24 protein-coding genes and 1 tRNA gene are annotated in these 19,469 nt (G+C 36.5%); 9 read left to right on the top strand and 16 right to left on the bottom strand.

What is annotated here, in order from left to right; all coding sequences use genetic code 11:
- Positions 1–44: 44 nt before the first annotated feature.
- Together BK580_RS16190 and BK580_RS16195 are read right to left on the bottom strand one after the other, a co-directional pair.
- Entirely contained in the window at positions 45–1,247 is a 1,203-nt protein-coding gene (locus tag BK580_RS16190) for an NAD(P)/FAD-dependent oxidoreductase (RefSeq protein ID WP_078381343.1), read from the bottom strand.
- 175 nt (positions 1,248–1,422) lie between these two features.
- Entirely contained in the window at positions 1,423–2,478 is a 1,056-nt protein-coding gene (locus tag BK580_RS16195) for a M42 family metallopeptidase (RefSeq protein WP_235864059.1), read from the bottom strand.
- Positions 2,479–3,216: 738 nt separating this feature from the next.
- Here BK580_RS16195 and BK580_RS16200 point away from each other — a divergent pair.
- The gene (locus BK580_RS16200; RefSeq protein ID WP_078381345.1) at positions 3,217–3,549 is read left to right on the top strand and encodes a CHY zinc finger protein; all 333 of its coding nucleotides are present in this window, start codon (positions 3,217–3,219) and stop codon (positions 3,547–3,549) included.
- A 22-nt stretch (positions 3,550–3,571) separates the two neighbouring features.
- On the opposite strand, the gene BK580_RS16205 is transcribed toward BK580_RS16200, so the two are convergent.
- From BK580_RS16205 to BK580_RS16215, 3 genes are all read right to left on the bottom strand, one after another.
- Positions 3,572–4,576, bottom strand: a complete 1,005-nt coding sequence (locus tag BK580_RS16205) for a DUF3231 family protein (protein WP_078381346.1) — start codon at positions 4,574–4,576, stop codon at positions 3,572–3,574.
- A gap of 452 nt (positions 4,577–5,028) precedes the next feature.
- Positions 5,029–5,352 carry an SCP2 sterol-binding domain-containing protein gene (locus tag BK580_RS16210; protein ID WP_078381347.1) on the bottom strand — a complete coding sequence of 108 codons (324 nt, stop codon included), beginning with the start codon at positions 5,350–5,352 and terminating at the stop codon, positions 5,029–5,031.
- A gap of 130 nt (positions 5,353–5,482) precedes the next feature.
- Positions 5,483–6,061 (bottom strand): hypothetical protein, encoded by a 579-nt coding sequence (locus BK580_RS16215; RefSeq protein ID WP_078381348.1) that lies wholly within the window; start codon positions 6,059–6,061, stop codon positions 5,483–5,485.
- A gap of 294 nt (positions 6,062–6,355) precedes the next feature.
- On the opposite strand from BK580_RS16215, the gene BK580_RS16220 reads away from it, so the two are divergent.
- Complete coding sequence (locus BK580_RS16220; RefSeq protein WP_235864060.1) at positions 6,356–6,694, top strand: SRPBCC family protein; 339 nt, start codon at positions 6,356–6,358, stop codon at positions 6,692–6,694.
- 18 nt (positions 6,695–6,712) lie between these two features.
- Positions 6,713–7,051, top strand: coding sequence for an antibiotic biosynthesis monooxygenase (locus BK580_RS16225; RefSeq protein WP_078381349.1), 339 nt, complete (start codon positions 6,713–6,715; stop codon positions 7,049–7,051).
- Positions 7,052–7,120: 69 nt separating this feature from the next.
- On the opposite strand, the gene BK580_RS16230 is transcribed toward BK580_RS16225, so the two are convergent.
- The 4 genes from BK580_RS16230 to BK580_RS16245 form a co-directional block, all read right to left on the bottom strand.
- Positions 7,121–7,192: transfer RNA gene (locus BK580_RS16230), tRNA-Val, on the bottom strand.
- Between the two features lie 362 nt (positions 7,193–7,554).
- Positions 7,555–7,740 (bottom strand): hypothetical protein, encoded by a 186-nt coding sequence (locus tag BK580_RS16235; protein ID WP_078381350.1) that lies wholly within the window; start codon positions 7,738–7,740, stop codon positions 7,555–7,557.
- A gap of 23 nt (positions 7,741–7,763) precedes the next feature.
- Positions 7,764–8,366: a hypothetical protein gene (locus BK580_RS16240; protein ID WP_078381351.1), complete on the bottom strand. Its 603-nt coding sequence runs from the start codon at positions 8,364–8,366 to the stop codon at positions 7,764–7,766.
- 1,319 nt (positions 8,367–9,685) lie between these two features.
- The gene (locus BK580_RS16245; RefSeq protein WP_078381352.1) at positions 9,686–9,994 is read right to left on the bottom strand and encodes a hypothetical protein; all 309 of its coding nucleotides are present in this window, start codon (positions 9,992–9,994) and stop codon (positions 9,686–9,688) included.
- Between the two features lie 178 nt (positions 9,995–10,172).
- Here BK580_RS16245 and BK580_RS16250 point away from each other — a divergent pair, with 178 nt between their 5' ends.
- Positions 10,173–10,400 (top strand): hypothetical protein, encoded by a 228-nt coding sequence (locus BK580_RS16250; RefSeq protein WP_078381353.1) that lies wholly within the window; start codon positions 10,173–10,175, stop codon positions 10,398–10,400.
- 95 nt (positions 10,401–10,495) lie between these two features.
- Positions 10,496–11,047: an HD domain-containing protein gene (locus BK580_RS16255; RefSeq protein WP_078381354.1), complete on the top strand. Its 552-nt coding sequence runs from the start codon at positions 10,496–10,498 to the stop codon at positions 11,045–11,047.
- A 68-nt stretch (positions 11,048–11,115) separates the two neighbouring features.
- Here BK580_RS16255 and BK580_RS16260 read toward each other — a convergent pair whose 3' ends face one another.
- The 5 genes from BK580_RS16260 to BK580_RS16280 all read right to left on the bottom strand — a co-directional run bounded on the left by BK580_RS16260 (position 11,116) and on the right by BK580_RS16280 (position 15,431).
- Positions 11,116–12,000 carry a GNAT family N-acetyltransferase gene (locus BK580_RS16260; protein ID WP_078381355.1) on the bottom strand — a complete coding sequence of 295 codons (885 nt, stop codon included), beginning with the start codon at positions 11,998–12,000 and terminating at the stop codon, positions 11,116–11,118.
- Between the two features lie 222 nt (positions 12,001–12,222).
- Positions 12,223–12,813 (bottom strand): SCO family protein, encoded by a 591-nt coding sequence (locus tag BK580_RS16265; protein ID WP_078381356.1) that lies wholly within the window; start codon positions 12,811–12,813, stop codon positions 12,223–12,225.
- A gap of 70 nt (positions 12,814–12,883) precedes the next feature.
- Positions 12,884–13,882, bottom strand: coding sequence for an aliphatic sulfonate ABC transporter substrate-binding protein (locus tag BK580_RS16270; RefSeq protein WP_078381357.1), 999 nt, complete (start codon positions 13,880–13,882; stop codon positions 12,884–12,886).
- A gap of 23 nt (positions 13,883–13,905) precedes the next feature.
- Positions 13,906–14,661: an ABC transporter permease gene (locus BK580_RS16275; RefSeq protein ID WP_078381358.1), complete on the bottom strand. Its 756-nt coding sequence runs from the start codon at positions 14,659–14,661 to the stop codon at positions 13,906–13,908.
- Complete coding sequence (locus tag BK580_RS16280) at positions 14,658–15,431, bottom strand: ABC transporter ATP-binding protein (RefSeq protein ID WP_078381359.1); 774 nt, start codon at positions 15,429–15,431, stop codon at positions 14,658–14,660. Before BK580_RS16280 ends, BK580_RS16275 begins: the two co-directional genes overlap by 4 nt.
- 238 nt (positions 15,432–15,669) lie before the next feature.
- Here BK580_RS16280 and BK580_RS16285 point away from each other — a divergent pair, with 238 nt between their 5' ends.
- The 4 genes from BK580_RS16285 to BK580_RS16300 all read left to right on the top strand — a co-directional run bounded on the left by BK580_RS16285 (position 15,670) and on the right by BK580_RS16300 (position 18,275).
- Positions 15,670–16,395 carry an alpha/beta hydrolase gene (locus tag BK580_RS16285; protein WP_078381360.1) on the top strand — a complete coding sequence of 242 codons (726 nt, stop codon included), beginning with the start codon at positions 15,670–15,672 and terminating at the stop codon, positions 16,393–16,395.
- A 117-nt stretch (positions 16,396–16,512) separates the two neighbouring features.
- Complete coding sequence (locus tag BK580_RS16290; RefSeq protein WP_078381361.1) at positions 16,513–17,034, top strand: YjcG family protein; 522 nt, start codon at positions 16,513–16,515, stop codon at positions 17,032–17,034.
- Positions 17,035–17,037: 3 nt separating this feature from the next.
- Positions 17,038–17,463: a GNAT family N-acetyltransferase gene (locus BK580_RS16295; protein WP_078381362.1), complete on the top strand. Its 426-nt coding sequence runs from the start codon at positions 17,038–17,040 to the stop codon at positions 17,461–17,463.
- A 110-nt stretch (positions 17,464–17,573) separates the two neighbouring features.
- Positions 17,574–18,275 (top strand): DUF421 domain-containing protein, encoded by a 702-nt coding sequence (locus BK580_RS16300; protein ID WP_078381363.1) that lies wholly within the window; start codon positions 17,574–17,576, stop codon positions 18,273–18,275.
- Here BK580_RS16300 and BK580_RS16305 read toward each other — a convergent pair.
- Together BK580_RS16305 and BK580_RS16310 are read right to left on the bottom strand one after the other, a co-directional pair.
- A complete protein-coding gene (locus BK580_RS16305; protein ID WP_078381364.1) occupies positions 18,245–19,153 on the bottom strand; it encodes an MBL fold metallo-hydrolase in 909 nt (302 codons plus the stop codon). The two genes, BK580_RS16300 and BK580_RS16305, sit on opposite strands and share 31 nt — an antisense overlap.
- Positions 19,154–19,179: 26 nt before the next feature.
- On the bottom strand, positions 19,180–19,443 hold the full coding sequence (locus tag BK580_RS16310; RefSeq protein ID WP_078381365.1) for a hypothetical protein: 264 nt from the start codon (positions 19,441–19,443) through the stop codon (positions 19,180–19,182).
- Positions 19,444–19,469: the final 26 nt, after the last annotated feature.

A 19,469-nucleotide genomic window follows, 5' to 3' on the forward strand; every position in this document is an offset into this window, starting at 1 on the left:
GTTTCAAATATTTAGTAATATTTTATAAAAATAGGCATTACTTTTTATCGATCATGTTGAAGATATAGATCTAGATTTTCACTGTTGCCTGTAGTAATTAGGTCTACTACTACTTTTCCTAGAACCATATTATAAACCGTCCCATTTTCCCCATAACCGTAGATATAGTAACAATTAGGAAAACCTTTCTCTATTCCGATCATTGGAAGTCCATCATGCGTGCCTCCGAAAGCGGCACCTAGATAAAATTCCGCTTCTACCATAATGTTCGGAAATAATGTATGAAACTCTTGAATTAGCTGTTTTCGCTTTTCCAACATAATTCGTTCACGTTGCGTCACATCTGTGATAGGTTCATCAAGTCCCCCAATTATCACCCGGTTATCAGGAGTAGTCCTCATATAAATATATGGCCAAGCTGTCAAAATCATCGATTTCTCATACCAAGCTGACAAATCCTTTACAGGGGTAGTTACGACCGCAAATGAGCTCGCTATTTTAGCATTTTCATTCTTCTTAAACTCAATGCTTTCGTATCCTCCAGCTACGATAAGACTTTTTGCTCGGATTGCATAATCAGAGGTTGTGTAAATAGTTACTCCTTCTTTATCAAGGCGCTTTCCTTTTACTTCTGTTTGTTCATATACCCTTACTCCACATTGCTTAGCTGCCTCTAAGAGTCCATATACATATTTTAAAGGGTTCATTTCACCTTCATTATAGGCGTAGATTCCAGCACTTTTTTCAAAGGGGAAGCGTCCCCCTATTTCCTTTTCAGATAGCCATTCTACTTGAAAACCATGTTTCTTCAAATAATCAAAATCACTCCGTAGCTTATGAACATCCTCTTCCCTGCTTACATAATAAAGGCCATTACTGTTTGTGAATTCTGGATTAATCGGTAAGGTTTGTGAAATTGCTTCCATATCTTTTATCGCTTGCTCACATTGTTTAAGGTGGCGAAACGCTGTTTCTTCTCCAAACGCATCAACTAGCTCTGTGATTGACTTATCTCCCATGTACTGAATCAAGGCTGTATTAGCGCTTGTACTACCCTGACCTACTTTCCTTTTATCAACAACCACTACATTAAGCTCGGTATCCTTCAATAAATAAGCGATTTGTGCTCCAGAACTTCCTGCACCAATAATTAATACATCACATTCAATGTCTTCTGTTAATGAAGAATAAGTAGGCGGGTTCTTTATTGTTTGATGCCAATATATTTCCCCTTCATATAAATCCATATAGATCCTCCTAATAAATCCACTCCTATCACTTATTTTTTCCATTAAAATAAAAAACATCCTTCTCCTCACATACATTATTTGAATTTTCTCGGTTGAAATTTACTAACTTGCCTAACCCGAAAACAGAAAAGAACAGCAGCCATATAGTTAAAGGCGCTGTTCTTTGTTCAAATTAATATTTCACCATCTCAGATAATAAATAGTGATAAATTAATCGCTCCGTGTTTTCGATCGAACTTTCATGCGTCCGTTCAAATGCATGCGATGATTCTATTCCAGGACCAATTAATCCATGAATGATATCATTCCCTGACCGAATGGCAGCAGAAGCATCTGAGCCATAAAAAGGATAAATATCGACTTTATACTCAATATTATTTTGTTTAGCCAGGTCGACTAAATGCTTACGTAAGCCATAGTGATAAGGACCACTGGAATCTTTTACACAAATGGATACCGTGTACTCATCCGAGGATTGCCCATCTCCTAATGCGCCCATATCCACGGCTAAATATTCAACCGTTTCAGGTGTTATATTGGAATTACCCCCATACCCTATCTCTTCATTATTAGAAATTAAAAAATGTGTTGTATAGGGAAGTGTAATCTTTTCTGATTGAATATGTTTAATTATGTTTAGTAGGATAGCTACGCTTGCCTTATCATCTAGATGTCTAGATTTTATGTAACCACTTTCTGTTAGTTGGACTCGCGGATCAAAGGATACAAAATCTCCAACCTCGATGCCAAGCTCTCTGACTTGATCTGCATTTGAAACTTTTTCATCAATACGCACTTCAATATTATCGTCATTGCGCGGTGCTTCTCCAGCATTCTTATATACATGTACCGAAGTTTGGTGCATAAGGATGGTACCTGAGTAGACTTTACCAGATGCAGTTTCAATTTCACAATATTCTCCTTCAACTGAATTCCAGCGAAATCCACCTATCATCGTCAGCTTTAATCTCCCGTTAGATTTTATTTCTTTTACCATTGCACCTAACGTGTCTACATGTGCAGTTAGCATTCGATGTTCTTTATCGTTGGTTCCTTTAATTGAAGCGATTAATCCACCTTTACGATTTCTTTTCAGCTCAAGTCCGTATTCTTTTAAGAAATTTTCTACGAATGCTATTACTTTCGTTGTATTTCCTGAAGGACTTGGAATCGAAACAAGTTCTTTAATTAAGGAAAAGGTTTCTTGTACATTTGGTTGATAATTCAAACTAACACTCCCTTTGCTACGAATATTTACTTTCCTCTTACTAGAGTAAAAGAAAATTATTCTGTTGTATATGGCTACCATGAAAATAAGTAGGTCGCCTGTTAAACTCCCTGTAGATCTCCGTTGCTGGCGTTCGCTTTCCACTTCAATCTACAGGGGAGACGGGGATATTTGTCTCTCCACTTTATCATCATTATGATGCAATTTTTCTTTGCATGGTAGCTACATGGAAAAATAATTTTAATAAACATTTGACTTTTATTTCGTACCGTGTATAATGAATGTTTGGGTACCAACCCATGACAATTAGTAACTTGATATAGAAAGGAAGAACGTTATGACATTCTGTTGCTTTACAGAAAGATTGCAAGGATGCACTGGCGTTCCATATAGTTTTTTAAGCAAAACTTAAACGTACTGGCACGGCCTAGGAGCCGTAAAGACGTATGAGAGGTAGGGCTTACGTTGTTTAAGTAAGAAAAAACTACCATGGAATTATATAACCGCGGCAAACGAATATAAAACTTTTATGTCAATTATAATGCTTGTGATGAAGCAAGTTACTAATAGCGCTATTGCATCAGTATCATTAGCGCTCGATTAACGAAAATAAAAGCGAGTCGATCCTTAAGGACGACTCGTTTTTATTATATGTAAAGGTTGTTTGCACATTACTAGAAAGTTCTTATTGAATATGCTTAGATAAAAGAGAAACAGATTCGAGGAGCGATCTTTCAAATGCGAAATTCAAAAGAAATCCAAGTGCTTGGTCAAATCGTGGATAAGGAAACGAGATGCGCTCACTATCATACACCAACAGACATCATTGCGATAAAATTCTACTGCTGTCAAACATATTTCCCGTGCTATCAATGCCATGATGAACACACCAACCACCCTAGACAAGTGTGGCCTAGAGATCAATTTGATCAAAAAGCAATACTTTGCGGAGTTTGCCATACGGAACTAAGCATTAATGAATATTTACATAGCAATTCTACCTGTCCCTCTTGCAAATCAGACTTTAACCCTGGTTGTAAATTACATTATCACTTATATTTTGAAAAATAGAGACCGACTTGCGGTCTCTATTTTAGTCGTCACAAAGCTTATGATCTACTTTCGTTGGCGGCTGCTCCATCCAACCGTATTTGACGAGGAGCTTGACGCCATCACCTGCATATCCCATCACCTCTGACGTTACCTTAATATACATCAACGTCAAATCTTTTCTCATACACATCGATAAAGCTAAACCATAGTTTGCGATTCCATAGGTAATAAGATGGGTGATATGATTGAGCATAAAGCGATCTGAAAAAGGAGAAATAGTCGTGTCCATTACTTCACTAGCATAGGTGGAGGGGACATTACAATCCTCTTTCAACAATAAACTAGAAAACATGTCTACATACTTATTTGAAATGAGCTTGCCTTTTTCAAAATATGTACAAATTTTTTTATTCTCCGTCACTTGCATGAATCCTTTAATTAGTGCTTTCCCCAATGCATTTGCTCTAATATTTTGAAATAATTGATTCATTTCAAATACAGTCAACGGTCGTTTCTCATTGGTGAAACCAGCAAAGAAATGATCGTTTTGGATAAAATTAATTCCATGTGGGGTGGAAATGGAAGGCGGTCTGGAATACAACCCCTTTGCCAATAAAAGCTTTATCCCGATCTCATTAATTTCCTGAAGTACATTTAGATGCGCTCGAAAAACATTTCTAATATCCTGACGAGTTACTTCAGTTAATGCTAAAGCATAGCCATTTAATGCAAACTTCGCCATCCCTTCTATATAATATAAATAAAATATATCCGAAAATAGACGCGGAGCATCCGTGTTTATATCCTCAGAAGTGGTTCCTCTTGGTTTCGGAAATTCCTCTTTTTCAAAAATTCCTATGTAAGCGTGAATATGTCGTTTCGACACGTGCAGACATTGCTCGATATATTTTTTGATTTCTGGATCCTCCACATGCGAAAAGAAATACAGAAACATATGATGAACAGATGTTTCAAACATATAACTGCTCCATAAATGTCCGATTTCTGCTGAAGTAAGCCTTGTATGATGGTAATGTGATTCCACAATATATCCTGCCTTTCGATTTTAGCTTTCTTCTTCCACTAGCAACCACTAAAAGAAGAGTTAAGATAGGGATCTTAACTCACAATTTAGAATTATTATTTCCTTAAATTTTCTTTTCTATGTGTTTATAAGCCACTATTTCCAACAATAAGATCTTGTTGGCGACACTCTACTACAGCCACAATTTTTTGAGCGATTCCTATTCAACGGAGAAAGGTCCGTTCTTCGGCCACAACGACATTTGTATTTCTCTTTGCAGCATTTTTTACGACATTCTACATATACAACACCCAAATCTATCACCTCCTTAACTACTCTAGTAAAGTATATGAAAAATAATAGATTTTGCTTGTATTATTACAACTAGTTCCTGCAAACTCATAAAAAAATAGACAAGCATATTAGACGCTTGTCTATTTTAGTAGCGAAAATAGTATTTAATGAACGTTTTTCTAACGATATTGCTCTAAAGCAGCTTGAAGTTTTAGTGCCAATCCTAGATCCCCTTTAATCTTAAGTTTTCCGGTCATATAAGCCATTGTCGTATTAAAATTCCCCTCAAGCATCTTCAACATATTTTCATCAGACAACTGTAATATACAATCTGGATTTCCATTGTCACCTTCTAGCATCTCTACTTTTCCTTCTTGAAAAACAAACTGAAAAATACCACTTTCTTCTAAATTAAATTGGTAGATTGCACGAAGTTTCTGAATCCCCTCTGGCTTATTATTCATTTTCACCTGTAACTCTTTAAATGCTTCTTTTACTGTCATTCTCTCTTATCCCCTTTTGAAAATAGTTATAGTCTATATTCTTATTTCGTTATACTATTCTGATATCCTTCTCTCAAAGAAAAACTTACCTTACAGTAAGTTTCTTCTTCATGGATATTTCGCTATCCTGTTATTCTAAATAAAGTTTAGGTTTACTTATAGCTAGATTTTCTGTGAGTGGTCTTTTTCTAGACTTTTTAAATTCAATTTGCTCACTATTCATTCCTTTGTTTTTCCCAACAGCTTTTTTCCCACCTGCGACTGCATGTTGCTGTTTCGTATTCGCACTCTCTAGGGCTGCATTTGTACCAGCCGCACTGTACGTACCCGCTCCACTTGCCACTTGAGTTGACGAGCTTTGAGCTTCTGCTCCCGATTCATTGATTTGGTTATTTAACACCAACACAATATCTGCATCGTCACATTTATGCTTGGTTGCAGGTTGAATCTGTTTACCTTTCATGCCCTCATTTTCAGCTTTACCATCTCCTCCAACACTTTGTTGCTGTTGTGTATTAGAAGAGTCAATCGCAGCATTACTTCCAGCAGCACTACTTCTTCCAGCACCACTTGCAATTTGGGTAGTATTAGGAGCATTCGTATACTGATTATTAATTACAATCACGATCCTAGCCCCTTCTACAACCGGATACTCGATCGATGTAGCACCATTCACTTCACTAGCTACCGACATCTTTTGTTCAGCCATATTACACCTCCATCCTTATTTCCATATAGTATATGTACTCTATCAAATACGAGATTGTACTAATAACCACTTGATATTTTTAAAAATAAATAGAGTTCATAACATTCATACAATTTCCTCTTTCACGCTATTTTTTGTAAAATAAAGATGCCCTATCAAAATTAAATCCATTTGGAGGAACAGCCTATGAAACCCATTACCGTACCTGATCTTTCTTTACGACAATTTAATCTAATGGTAGAACGTGCGATGGATTGCCCTGCCGAACTACTTTACAACGCTTAGACGAAGTATTTGGACAAATGGTTTGCTGCACCAGGTTCGGTTTTAATGGAGAATAAAATCAATACTGCTTTCTTTTTCGAAACTGATTTTGAAGGGAAGCGCCATCCCCATTACGGTCGCTTTTTAAAACTAGAGCAGGACCGCCTAATTGAACTAACATGGGTTACTGGGGATAGAGGAACAAAAGGTGCTGAAACAGTAGTTTCGGTTGAGCTAGAACCAACTAGTAGTGGGACTAACTTACGTCTTACACATGCAGGTTTTCCAGATGAGGAGTCAAAGCATCAACACGAACAAGCGTGGCCATATGTGCTGGAGCAACTCGATGAAAAGATGATGAAACTTTAGAAATCGGAGGCGGTTTTTATGATAACAAGAATCTGGCACGGTTGGACGACTCTTGAAAATGCCACTACGTATGAAAAGTTGCTGAAACAAGAAATATTCCCAAGCATAGAAAAAAAGAACATAGAGGGATATCAGAGCATACAGTTACTGATGCGTCCTCATGAAGATGAAGTAGAGTTCATTACAGTGATGTCGTTTGACTCTTGGGAGGCAATTAAGCAGTTTGTTGGCGAAGATTTTTCCATTTCTTATGTACCAGCAAAAGCTCGAGGGGTTTTATCACGATGGGATGAGAGAGCACAACACTACGAAACACTAGAATTCATCAACTATCAAAAGGATGAGATACAAAGGTAATAAGTCATTGGTTCTCTGAAATATACAAAAAAGCTTTCATCTCAATTAGGATGAAAGCTTTTCAACAGATGATCTGAGAGGGATTCGAACCCCCGACCCCGTCCCTGTCAAGGACGTATTCTCCCGCTGAACTATCAGATCTTAAAAGTATTAAGCTGTATAAGCAATAATGAATAGGCTTCTAACAATACTTTTCACAGATAACACAATCGATGTTTCTCAATGGAATATCTTAAATTATATTCCATAGGAGTACTACTTTGCAATAGTTTTGTCCAAGAAACTGTAAAAAAAGTAAACTGCTAAAATCTACAATTTACTTTATCACTTTTTCCCCACTTTGTGTAATAATTTCTCTCTATACCATTGGAATAAGAAAGTGATTCTAAACCTTGGATAAGTTTAGGATCACTCTTTAATTGCTATCATTAAACAAAAGTAAAAAGTACGTAGGGTTGTTTCACTTGTTGCGATAATAAAACTCACTTTTCTCTTATGAATAATTACAATTTTTTCTTTTCGCTTTTACTTCCAAAAATACCATCAAATAACCAATTTAATGCCACAAATATAAATGAAAAAGCGATAATCCCATAAATGCTTCTAAAAAAGAAAGCTACATTAAAAACATAAATTAGTAAACTCAATGCACTAAATATTAAGATAAAAAGGGTAATATATTTTTTCATCAAGATTCCCCTCCGAATTAATTTTATTTTGGACTCGTCTCCCAAGCACAAGCTCCCCAAAAATACATAAGTGTTGCTACAACTCCCAGTACATTACCTTTTACACCTATCCGTAAAAGTCGTTTAGCTGCATCGGTGTACTTCCCTTCCGACATTAATTGCATAACAGTAGTTAAAGCAGTAATAGAGAAATATTGTTTGTATTCTTTAACGATTTTGTCTTGAATACACTTATCTAATGCAGGATTTTGCCCACGAACCCAAGGCTTCTTTTTTTGTGCTGAGCTACGAACCATAAGTTGACTACCAAACATCGGAGTCTCAATATACTCTTCTGGTTCACTATCAAAATATTGTATAAAGGATAAGAAATTATCCTTATCTCCTTTCAATATATCTAATTCTGGACTTGAACCATACTTTTCTTCAAACATCTCAAAATCTACTCCAATTTTATTACCGTATGCATCCTTTATTACAGCTGTTTCAAAGAGGAATTCCAATTGTTCCGCCACTTCTTCAATTAATTTTTCTTCCTCCGTAATCTCAGAAGCAGTTGCTACACCTGAAAAAGTACCTACCAGTAATATAAAAACTAAGCTGAAAACTATTAAATTTTTTAACACCCGTCAAGACTCCTTTTTATGTAAAAATTGTTAATATATGAAAATATATCATTATGTTAATATACTAACAAGGGTATAAAATCATAGTCTTTAATAGTGATATTTTACTATTTAAGGGTTTTTTAGATTTTGTAAGTAACTTATACCTATAATCAAAAATACTTACTCCAATGAGACGAAGAAGAACGTATTTTGGTTCAAATAAAAAAACTTCCCAGAAGGTTAAATAATTATTTTAATAAAACGAACAATATTTTGCACCTTAATTCAACCAAAAAACCTACCGCTACCACTGGATCTTTGGTACTAGAAGCAGGTTAAGCTTACAAATTTTTATATGATATGAAAATTGCAAATAGTTTAGGAAACTCATCGCGTTCCTTTCAATCAATATATAAATAATTTAATTCATTTATTTCATAGCTATGTAATACATGTTTTTCATCTTACTTCTTCTAGCATCCATACGATGTAAGCTCTGACGACTTCTTTAGTTATAATCAGGCTAAATCTTCTTTTTATCTAAGAATTCCAAGAGGATTTTGTGATTATTTCTGACTTCTCAACAGTGTTCTCAGCATTTTAATTCCTTCTGCAATTTTCATCTCCTTGAATTGCTCAAATAGATTTGTTATTGAAGAATTATTTCTTGATTCAATTCTTAAGAATTTAACTTATTTTCTCTTTCGTACGGACATAAAAAAACGCTTCCGTTATCGAATTTTTAGTTCTAATAAAGAAACGTCTTTTTAAAATCGGAACCCTACATTCTGGCTTATCGGAGAGTTACCTAGCTCTATTTGAAAATTATGTAAGAAGATTGTTTTATCAGTATTTATGATAAGTTAATTATAGGAAATTTCACCCCACCCCTGTCAAGGGCGTATTTTCTCGCTGACCTATTAGACATTAAAACTATTAAGCTGCATTTTCAATAATAAATAGACTTTGCTTTTGTCAAAGGAATTTCCAAATAATTATTAGGTTTTATTTTATTAAAAAGAGGCTGCGACAAAAGTGTTTTAGTCTAAGAAAAACCCGAACTAATTTGAGTTTTAAGATCAAATTAGTTCAGGTTTTTTATATGTTCAACTATACGTTTAATTTTCAGGCTACTTCAGCGGTTGATTGGAGTGCAAGACGAAGACTCCTGCGGGAGAAGTGGCCAATGTGAGACCCCGCAGGCGAAGCCGAGGAGGCTCACGGGTCACCCGCGGAAAGCGAAGTCTTGCACGGAAATCAATAGCGGTTTTTAGAGCCGGTACTTAAATTGTTCGTCTTTTGTAAGCGTTTTTTTAGTTTTGTCCCATCCTCTTTCCTCAACTATACTCGCTCTCTTTCTTCCCTGCTCCATAAGCATCAATCATTAAGAGGATTGCTGTAACAGTATGTAAGGCCCACCCTAATATTGGAATCCAAGCTAAGCAAGATGTGACAATACCCCAAATACTTCCGTGCTTTTTCTCTCCATCTTGTACACTAAACACTAACGTTATTATGTGCAGCACTAGAAGAATTCCAAGCGGCGCATATGCAAGTGATAAAACGGTGATACCTCCAATAATCGGAATCGCCAAGAAAGCTTCTAGGCCACCAGTTACCCATTTCAAAGTAGTCGAGACTTTCATTCATTCCCCTCCAACCTAAATCACTTCAAAAATAATTATCCTATACTTTAGTATATTCCTCAACTAGAAAACAATAACTGGAATATAAGTTCGTATTTTCTTATATAGCCTCTGTTAAACAGAGGTCTCGTATAAAAAAACATATGTTCGCATATGCTATTTGTAGGAGGTGTAAAAAATGATGCAATTATTGAATTGGTATTGTGATGCAAAAAAAACCATAGAGATTATTTATATCGCAAAAACCGGTACCATTACCCAAAGGAAAATTACAATACTACACACGCTAGATAAAAGTATTGTAGCTTATTGTCACTTGCGCGGAACAAAGAGGACATTCCTATTAGAAAATATACTTTCCTTTTCTCCTTATACTAAAAAGAGAAAAAATGATTCCGCCATCTAATTTCCACTATTGTCCTATTGTCAATATCCCTCCAATTATGATATTCTATAAAGTAATATATTTTTATTACTTATCCAAAAAGGGAGGAGAATTACATGCGAGATGTCACATTAACTGAATTATTTCAACATCCAATTACAAAGAAACATTTACAACGCTCTGGTATCGCACATGCCATTGAAGTAGCTTATAATGCCTTTCATTTGGCCTTTAAATACAATGTGAGTGTTGATTTAGCGACAAAGGCTGCATTACTCCATGATATCGGGCATTACGAATGGTACCGCCAAGGAAAATGGGATTATGAACAATACAGAAAAAATGATATTCATGCTATTAAAGGGGCAGAACGTGCGCACAAGCTTTTAGTTCGATTGGGTGAAAATCCACAAAACGCAAAGTTGATTTCTGTTGCCATCCTCTTGCATACCGATTCCTATTTACCAGAGGTTGATATAAAACGAAGTCCATTGCAAAAGGTTGTAAAACTTGCTGATGAAATGGATGAAGAACAAGGTGGCAACCACCACTATAAACAAATCGATCAAATCACCGCACTCGAGAAAATTCAGCAGCTGGATCAGCTTGTCGACCACCATCTACCAAAGCAACAACTCCAACAAAACAACCAGGAAAAGCTAATGTAATTCAACTCACACAAAAATAAAGAGGTAGTAAAAGCTACCACCTCTTCTATGAACAAAAATGTAATCCCTTACTTTTTACCCTCATATAAATAATAGTCATAGCCACTTAACTTTTGAAAACCAACAGCTTCATATAATTTTAATGCATTACTATTTTTCACATCCACGTCTAGTCTTATCTTTCTACTAGGATGTTTTTCCTCGATACGTTCTATTGCCATTTTAAGGATTTCCCTACCTATACCTTTTCCTCTTTTATTCGGTGTGACCGTAAAGGCACTGATATACATTGCACTTTCTTCGTCTGAGATAGTTAAAGTTGCAATTCCCTGATCTTGATCTTTAATAATATAAAGTTCAAAGCCATCTTTGGATAAATTACGCTTTAGTAAAGGCAGTATGCTATCATCTGATTGGTCGAAATCAAACCCATCCCTAAATAGCTGCACAATCACTTGAATATCCGCTGCTTCCGCTGGTTTGAACTCCAGTATTATATCCTTCGCGATTGCTTTACTATTCATTTCAAAGAATTCCATCGTATATTCTGAAAAAGAATAGCTTACCGCTAGTTTTTTCATTAAGCCTTTCGCCGCAACTGAGTTCGCGGGGCAGACAAGTAATATTTCATTAACCTCTCGCTCATGACAAATTTGCCAAGCCTTTTCTAGTAACAATCCAAATCTACCTTGGCTCCGGTAAGCGGGATGTACCATACCAGCGATTTCTACCTTTTTCTTATCGACAAAGGAATAAATACCTAGAAATCCTACTAGAACCATCTTTTCATACGCCAGCAATAGATTTAGTTGGCCATCTTCCGCTTTTTTCAGCATTGATAGATTGATACTTGTACTAATAGCCAGTTGATCATGCTCTTCACAAAGCTTCATTAAATGAACTACATGTTGGTATTCTTCTGTAGATAAGCTAGTCATTTTATCTATTCTCATTGATTATTGCTCCCATTTTGATTATTTATTTCAGTTTTCACTTACAAAATATTCTACTCTTAAAATAAGGTGCCAACGTTAAACATCCTGTTGATTCCCATTCTAGACGGCAGCGATAACACGCTTCCTAGTAGGCCACTTGCGAAGAATCAAATAAAAAAACACCCATAATTATATGAGTGTTCGACATATACTGTTTGTTTCCCTTTAATTAGTGCGACACTAGTTCGTAACCTTTTTTACATCTTCCATGATCTCTTCCAATGGAACATCCAGTCCACTGTATTGTTCACGCACATACCCTTCCTTGTCTACTAAGAAAATACCAGTGCTGTGCATATATTGATCAGACCCTTCTTCCTTTGCAGCTGGAACCATAAAAGACACATTGGCGAATTTTTCAATCGTCTCTTGATCATATCCTGTTACAAAATCCCAATTTGCATAATCTGCTTCAAACCGGTCGCCATACTCTTTTAAGATATCTGATGTATCTTCAGCAGGATCTATACTAAAGGAAACAATCGATATATCTAACCCTTCCTCCACTAACTCACGTTGGACTTTTGCCATATTGGCTGTCATCGGCGGACAAACTGTGTCACAGTTTGTGAAAATAAAATTAGCTAGCCAAAACTCACCTTTTTTATCCGAAGTAATAAATGCTTCTTCATCTTGGTTTATTCCCTCAAGCTCGCTTACTTCTAGTTTCATAGAAAATTCCTCATCTAGATTTACTTCCTTGTCAGCTCCGCATGCCGTTAATAAAATGAAAAATGATATCAACCCACATGCTCTAAAAAATGGTTTCAATTATAAGACCTCCCACTCAAACTATAGAAAAAGTGTCGAGACTATTATAGCCCGACACCCATCTTTAGTGCTAGTTAATAAACTCCGTATCAATAAGATCTTTAAAATCTGGCTTTTCCTTTAAGAATTTCAAATCAAAAGATGAATTGGCAAACTCTTGGATAACCTCTGCATCTACTTCATGTGTGAAACGAATTCTTTCCCAGGCACTATCCACTACTTCTTTTGAAAGTTCTTGATTGGTCGAATCTTTGATAGATTTAATTGCTATTTCTTTTGATTCCTCTGGGTTCTCCGAAATAAAATCAACGGATTCGCGATGCGCTTGAACTAGTTTTTCTACTAATGCTTTCTTTTCATCTATTAACTTACCAGTTGTGACGAAAATCGTATTAGGCAACGTCGTACCAAAGGAAATTTCATTGCTATCAACTAAGATTTTTGCTCCATGCTCAATTGATAATAAAGAGGCCCACGGTTCTGGCACTGCTGCTGCATCCACTTGCTTCGATTCAAACATCCCGCCATATTGTGCTGGATTTCCAGTAACATGCTTCATTGATCCACCAATACGTGCGGAGGATAAACCGAAGTCTTTCAAGAAAGTTTCCATCTGAACATCATGGGTACATCCTACTCCAGGGGTAATAAAGGTGGCACCATCTAGTTCTTCCACGGATGTTATTCCACTCTCCTTACTAGCAATAATCACGGTTCCACCAGAAGAGGCACCTGCAACGATTTTTACATCTGCACCACTCGTATAGTTATTCATAACTGGAGCAGGACCCACTAAACCTGCATCTATATCCCCTGTTTTTAATGCTGTCATGAATGCACCACCATCTGGGAATGTTTTATATTCCAATGTGTAATCTTCCCCTAAAGCCTTCTCATATAATGCTTTCTCACGTGCTACCATCGCTGGAACGTGATCGATATTAGGAAAATACCCGATTACTACTTTTTGTTTTCCATCAGCAGAACTGCCACTTGAAGAACCACATCCACTTAGTACCCCTATTACTAACAGCATAATAGCACTCATAATTAGCCAACCTTTTTTCATCGTTCTTCCTCCCTATTATCTAATTAAGATTCTAAGCCCCAGCGGCGAATAACATTTTTCTCAAAGCGCTGGAAGATGACTAAGTCTACGACAGAACCAATTACACAAATAATGATAATGACACCAAAAACTAAGCTCATTTGTCCAAAGTCTGCAGCGTACTTTAAGGTATATCCTAAACCAGGTCCCATACTAAGTAGCTCCGCTGCCATTAAGGCTCTCCAAGCAAATGCCCAAGCGAGTCTTGCTCCTGTCACTGCATATGGAACAGAGGCAGGTAATATGATTTTCCAAAACAATTCAATACCAGAAGCCCCCATTGTGGAAGCAGCTTTTATATAAAGTGGTGGGACACTCTTAATCCCCATCCTCATATTTATTGTCATGACTAAGGTTCCACCGAGTGTGACGATAAATATAATCGCTGTTTCATTAAAACCAAACCAGATTATCGCAAGTGGTAACCATACAATACTCGGTACACTTTGTAAGGCAAGAACCAATGTGCCAAGTGTCTCATCTGCTGACTTCGATTTGGCCAGCCAAATGCCGAGTAATGTACCTATTATTAAGGCAAGGCCTAAACCGACCCCCAATCGTTTAAAGCTGGCAAATAAATCATAGAGAAGCGTTTTATCTGAGAAGCCAAAATATAATGCTTCTGCAATATCAGTTGGTTTTGGCATCACAGCTGGAGACCAACCGATGATGCGAATGGTTACTTCCCAAACGATAAATAAGGTGGCAAAGAATAGTAGACGCTTTACTCCTGCTTTCATTGCCTCAACTCCTCTTTCACGACTTTATCTATTTCTTTTTCAAGGATTGCGCTAATTTCTGCTTCTAGCTTGGTAATTTGGATGTTTGTTCTTGTGCGAGGTCTTGGCGTATCTATCTTCATATCGGCTAGGATGGTTCCAGGTCGGGTACCCATCACTAGAATTCTGTCAGATAGCTTAAGCGATTCATGGATACTATGTGTGACAAATAAGACAGTTTTTTTCGTTTGAAGCCAAATTGTTTCTAACTCTTGCTGCAGCCGCAAACGCGTTTGTTCATCTAAGGCACCGAACGGTTCATCCATTAATAACACAGCTGGGTCCATTGCTAAGGCACGGGCTATCGATACTCTTTGCTGCATTCCGCCTGATAATTCGTGAGGATATTGTGTGAGGCTACTTCCAAGTTGGACCATTTTTAAATAATGTTGTGCTCTATTGTAGCGTTCCTCTTTATTTTTCATATCTCGAATTGCAAAGAGAACATTTTCTTCCACTGTCATCCACGGGAAAAGCGCTGCCTGCTGGAATACCATTCCTCTGTCTTTTCCTGGTTTCTTTATACTTGAGCCCTTTAATAGGATTTCTCCACTTGTAGGTTTCAAAAGTCCAGCAACCATAGAAAGGAGAGTCGATTTACCACAACCAGACGGTCCTAAAATTGAAACAAATTCTCCTTCCTCGATAACAACATTTATGGAAGATAAAACAGTCGTCTCCACATTGTTTTGCACATACTGCTTTGATATATTAGAAAGCTGTAAAAACATTCGAACACCTACTTCATTTTTAATTCATATAAAAATAATCGGAATAATTGGATTAAGATACATTATATAACCTATGTTTTTTTCGTCAACATATTTACAGAAAAAAATAGAAATATTATTACTTTTTCGAATAATAATCATCAGGCTATCCATTCCTCCTTTTGGACAAGAATATGGTATGATAATGGTTAAAGCGCTTACCAGAGTGGAATAAGACATCATAGGAGGTTTATACTAAATGAAAAAAACAAGTGGACGTATTGAGGAAGTAAAATTATATAGTAATGAATTAGAAGAAGAAATGACGTTAATGGTTTATACACCTGCGAATTATTCGCCACTCTATAAATACAATGTACTCATTGCTCAAGATGGCAAAGACTACTTTACCTTAGGAAGAATTGGCTCGCTAACCGATGAATTATTAGCCAATAACGAAATCCAAAATACGATTATTATCGGGATACCTTATAAAGATGTTCAAGACCGTAGGAAAAAATATCATCCAGAAGGAACGCAGCAAAGTGCCTATATTCGCTTTTTAGCACATGAGCTTACCCCTTTTATTGACCGAGAATATCCAACCTATCAAATGGGAATGGGACGTGCATTAATTGGGGATTCTTTAGGAGCAACCGTTTCTTTAATGACTGCACTTTCTTACCCACATACCTTTGGGAAAGTCATTATGCAATCACCTTATGTAGATGAGTCTGTATTAAATAAAGTAAAGGATTTCGCACAACCATCCTTCCTTTCTCTCTATCATGTTATAGGGACTCAAGAAACTGCTGTGCCAACGACAGATGGAAAGAAAAAAGACTTTATTGAACCTAATCGGGCTTTACATTCTTTAATGAAGGAAAAAGATTATTCTGTATTTTATGAGGAGTTCGAAGGTAATCATACTTGGACTTATTGGCAGCCTGATTTAAGGCAAGCACTAACAAAAATGTTTGCTTAATTGAGTTGAAATGTTCAGAATTCTTTTCTATCTATTTCAGAAAAACTACGATAAAATAAGGAAAAGAATATTTCGCTTTTCTTAAATACAATGAAACTTAAGTAGGAGGGATATTGGATGAAATATGGTATAGCTATTTTTCCATCTAAAAAATTACAGGACTTTGCAAATTCTTATCGCAAGCGCTATGACGGTCATTATGCGCTAATACCGCCACATGTCACTTTAAAGAATGCCTTTGAAATTGATGAAAAAGACATGACAACTGTTACAGATGAGCTTTGTTACATAGCGAAAGAAACAGCTCCTATCCCTTTAAATATCTATAAGGTAAGTTCCTTTGCCCCAGTAAACAACGTGATTTATTTAAAGGTAGATCCAAATGCAGAATTGCTTTCCTTACATGAAAAGCTACATTCGGGAACTGGATATTTCAAAGATAATAGTGAATTTTCCTTTGTTCCACATATAACAATCGGCCAGAGACTTTCCGATGATGAGCATTCTGATGTATTAGGCTCATTAAAAATGACGAATATCGAGCACGAAGAAATGATTGATCGCTTCCATTTACTTTATCAATTAGAAGATGGTATGTGGACTGTATATGAAACATTTCGTTTTGGAAAGGACTGCTAAGCCTTGCACGTACAACTAGTAGAAAAAGAACAGGAACTGCAGGATGCATACACTGTTCGTAAAATAGTTTTTGTAGAAGAACAATTAGTTCCTTTAGAAGAAGAAATTGATGAATATGAAAATGATGCTGCGCATTTTGTTCTGTATGATCATGACGAAGCAGTTGGAGCTGGGAGGTTCCGAATTCTTGATAACGTAGGTAAAGTGGAGCGCATTTGTGTCCTTCCTTCCCATCGAACGGCAAAAGGTGCTGGACGACTTATCATGAGCGCGATTGAAGATTATGCAAAAGAACAAAACGTAACCTCACTAAAGTTGAATGCACAAACGCATGCAGAAGGTTTTTATTCGAAATTAGGTTATCAAACCGTTTCAGATATTTTCATGGACGCTGGTATACCACATGTAACCATGACCAAAACCATATAAGAGGATGACTCTTTACAGATATTCTGTAAAGAGTCATCCTCTTTTTTCATATTTCTCCTGAACTTGAGCAAGCTAAGAAAAGGAAAACAAATGAAGGATGAAGACAATTGATGATGGATTTTGGTAGGATTTCGATTGAATTAATAGTCGGCTTTTTTGCTCTATTTGTTATAACTAAGTTATTAGGTAAAACACAAATTACACAAATTACACCCTTTGACTTTATTTCTGCACTAGTGTTGGGAGAATTGGTTGGGAACGCTTTATACGATGCGGAGATTGGTGTAGATAAGATTCTCTTTACTTTGGCTTTATGGGGTGTGCTCATCTATTTACTTGAGATGATCACACAAAAGTGGGGACGTACACGAGTATACCTAGAAGGTCGACCTGCCATCGTCATACATAAAGGTGGTATTAATAAAGAAGAACTTAAAAAAGCGAAACTTGATATCGATCAGCTTCGCCATTTACTTCGCTCTAAAGGGGCATTTTCCTTAAAAGAAGTAGAATATGCTATTTTAGAAACAGATGGTACTGTCAGTGTTCTAAAGAAGTATGGCTATGAAACCCCCATTAATCAAGATCTTAATCTTACACCGAAAAAAGTGAACCTCCCCGTCCCTGTAATTTCGGATGGTAGGATACTTTCGGAGAATCTAATGGAGCAAAACTTAACTGAACAATGGCTGTTATTAGAGATTAAAAAACTCGGGTATCACTCTCCACGTGACCTAGTTTTTGCCGAGTGGGAAGAAGGGGAGCCACTTTATGTTATACCTTATTTAGAAGAAGATACTACTAATAATTGATTTTGTTCCACTACAAAACATACTTGGTTTTGTTTCATTAACTTAGTAAGATAAGCAGTTACTGCCGTTCGAAAAAGCATGAAGGACGGTGCATTTTTTATTTGGATGCCTTTACTTAAACAAGCAATAGTTACTAGTTTTTCTAAAGCTATTCCATCAGGATTTGCTTTTACTTGTTCATGAATGAAATGCTCGATTTCTTTATGTACATCTAGATTTTTCTCGACGGTTTGAACATATGCCTCTTCATAGCTTCCGTGACCTGGAACCGCTCCTTTGCATGGAAGCTTTGTCAGTTTTTCTAAAGTTTCTATCGTTTGTGCTGCATCGACAATGAAAGGAATCCCGTGTTTTTCTAGTGCCTCTATTCCAAAGTAACCATCTGTGGCAAAAAGGATATCATCAAATATGACACCAAATTGATTGTAGCTGTGTCCAGGCAAAGCTATCGTTTGAAAAACAGTGTTACCTATTCGTACTACGCCTTCTTTTTGCAACACAGAGTCAATCCTGACAGGTTTCCCTTCTAAAAATTTATTTCTCCATTCAGCAATTGGATGGACTCCATGAAATAAATAAAGTGGCTCTATCATTGGATTTTGTAGAATAGCTGCTTCAAATTCAGGTGCAAATGTATAAACATCCTGTTTCTCCTGAAGATACGCTGCACCGCCATAATGATCTGCATGAGCATGAGTAATAAACAAATGAGATATCGGTAAGCTTTGCTCTTTCAATTGCTTGATTACTTTTTTCATAGCTTGATCATCCAAACCAGCATCAATGAGCATGCCTTCTTCAGACGACAGCCTTAGATAGCCGATATTTACTGAACCATGAAAATAACTAACCTTTTCGGTTATCTTTTTTAATTCCACTTCTAGCACTTCCTTTTTTCCTACTACTATACTAATTCGTTCACAAAACGCCCTTTTCCTGTTATATCTGCAAGCAAATGTGCAGGTATCGTTCCACGCTTCTCTTCATTTTGCTTCTTCACTATGATGGACGGATTATTTTTCTGGATTTCTGACCACGAATTTTGAGAATCAATGCGATAAAAGCTTGGTCTGTTTATAGGATTTAGCTTAATATATTCTTTGCTTACAGCAGTTCTGTTTGCATACTGTGTATATGCATCCATTTGGATAGGTAATACATAGCCCATACTATTCGCCTCCCTATTCATAATTT

The sequence above is a fragment of the Sutcliffiella halmapala genome (genome assembly GCF_002019665.1).
GTDB classification, from domain to species: domain Bacteria; phylum Bacillota; class Bacilli; order Bacillales; family Bacillaceae_I; genus Sutcliffiella_A; species Sutcliffiella_A halmapala.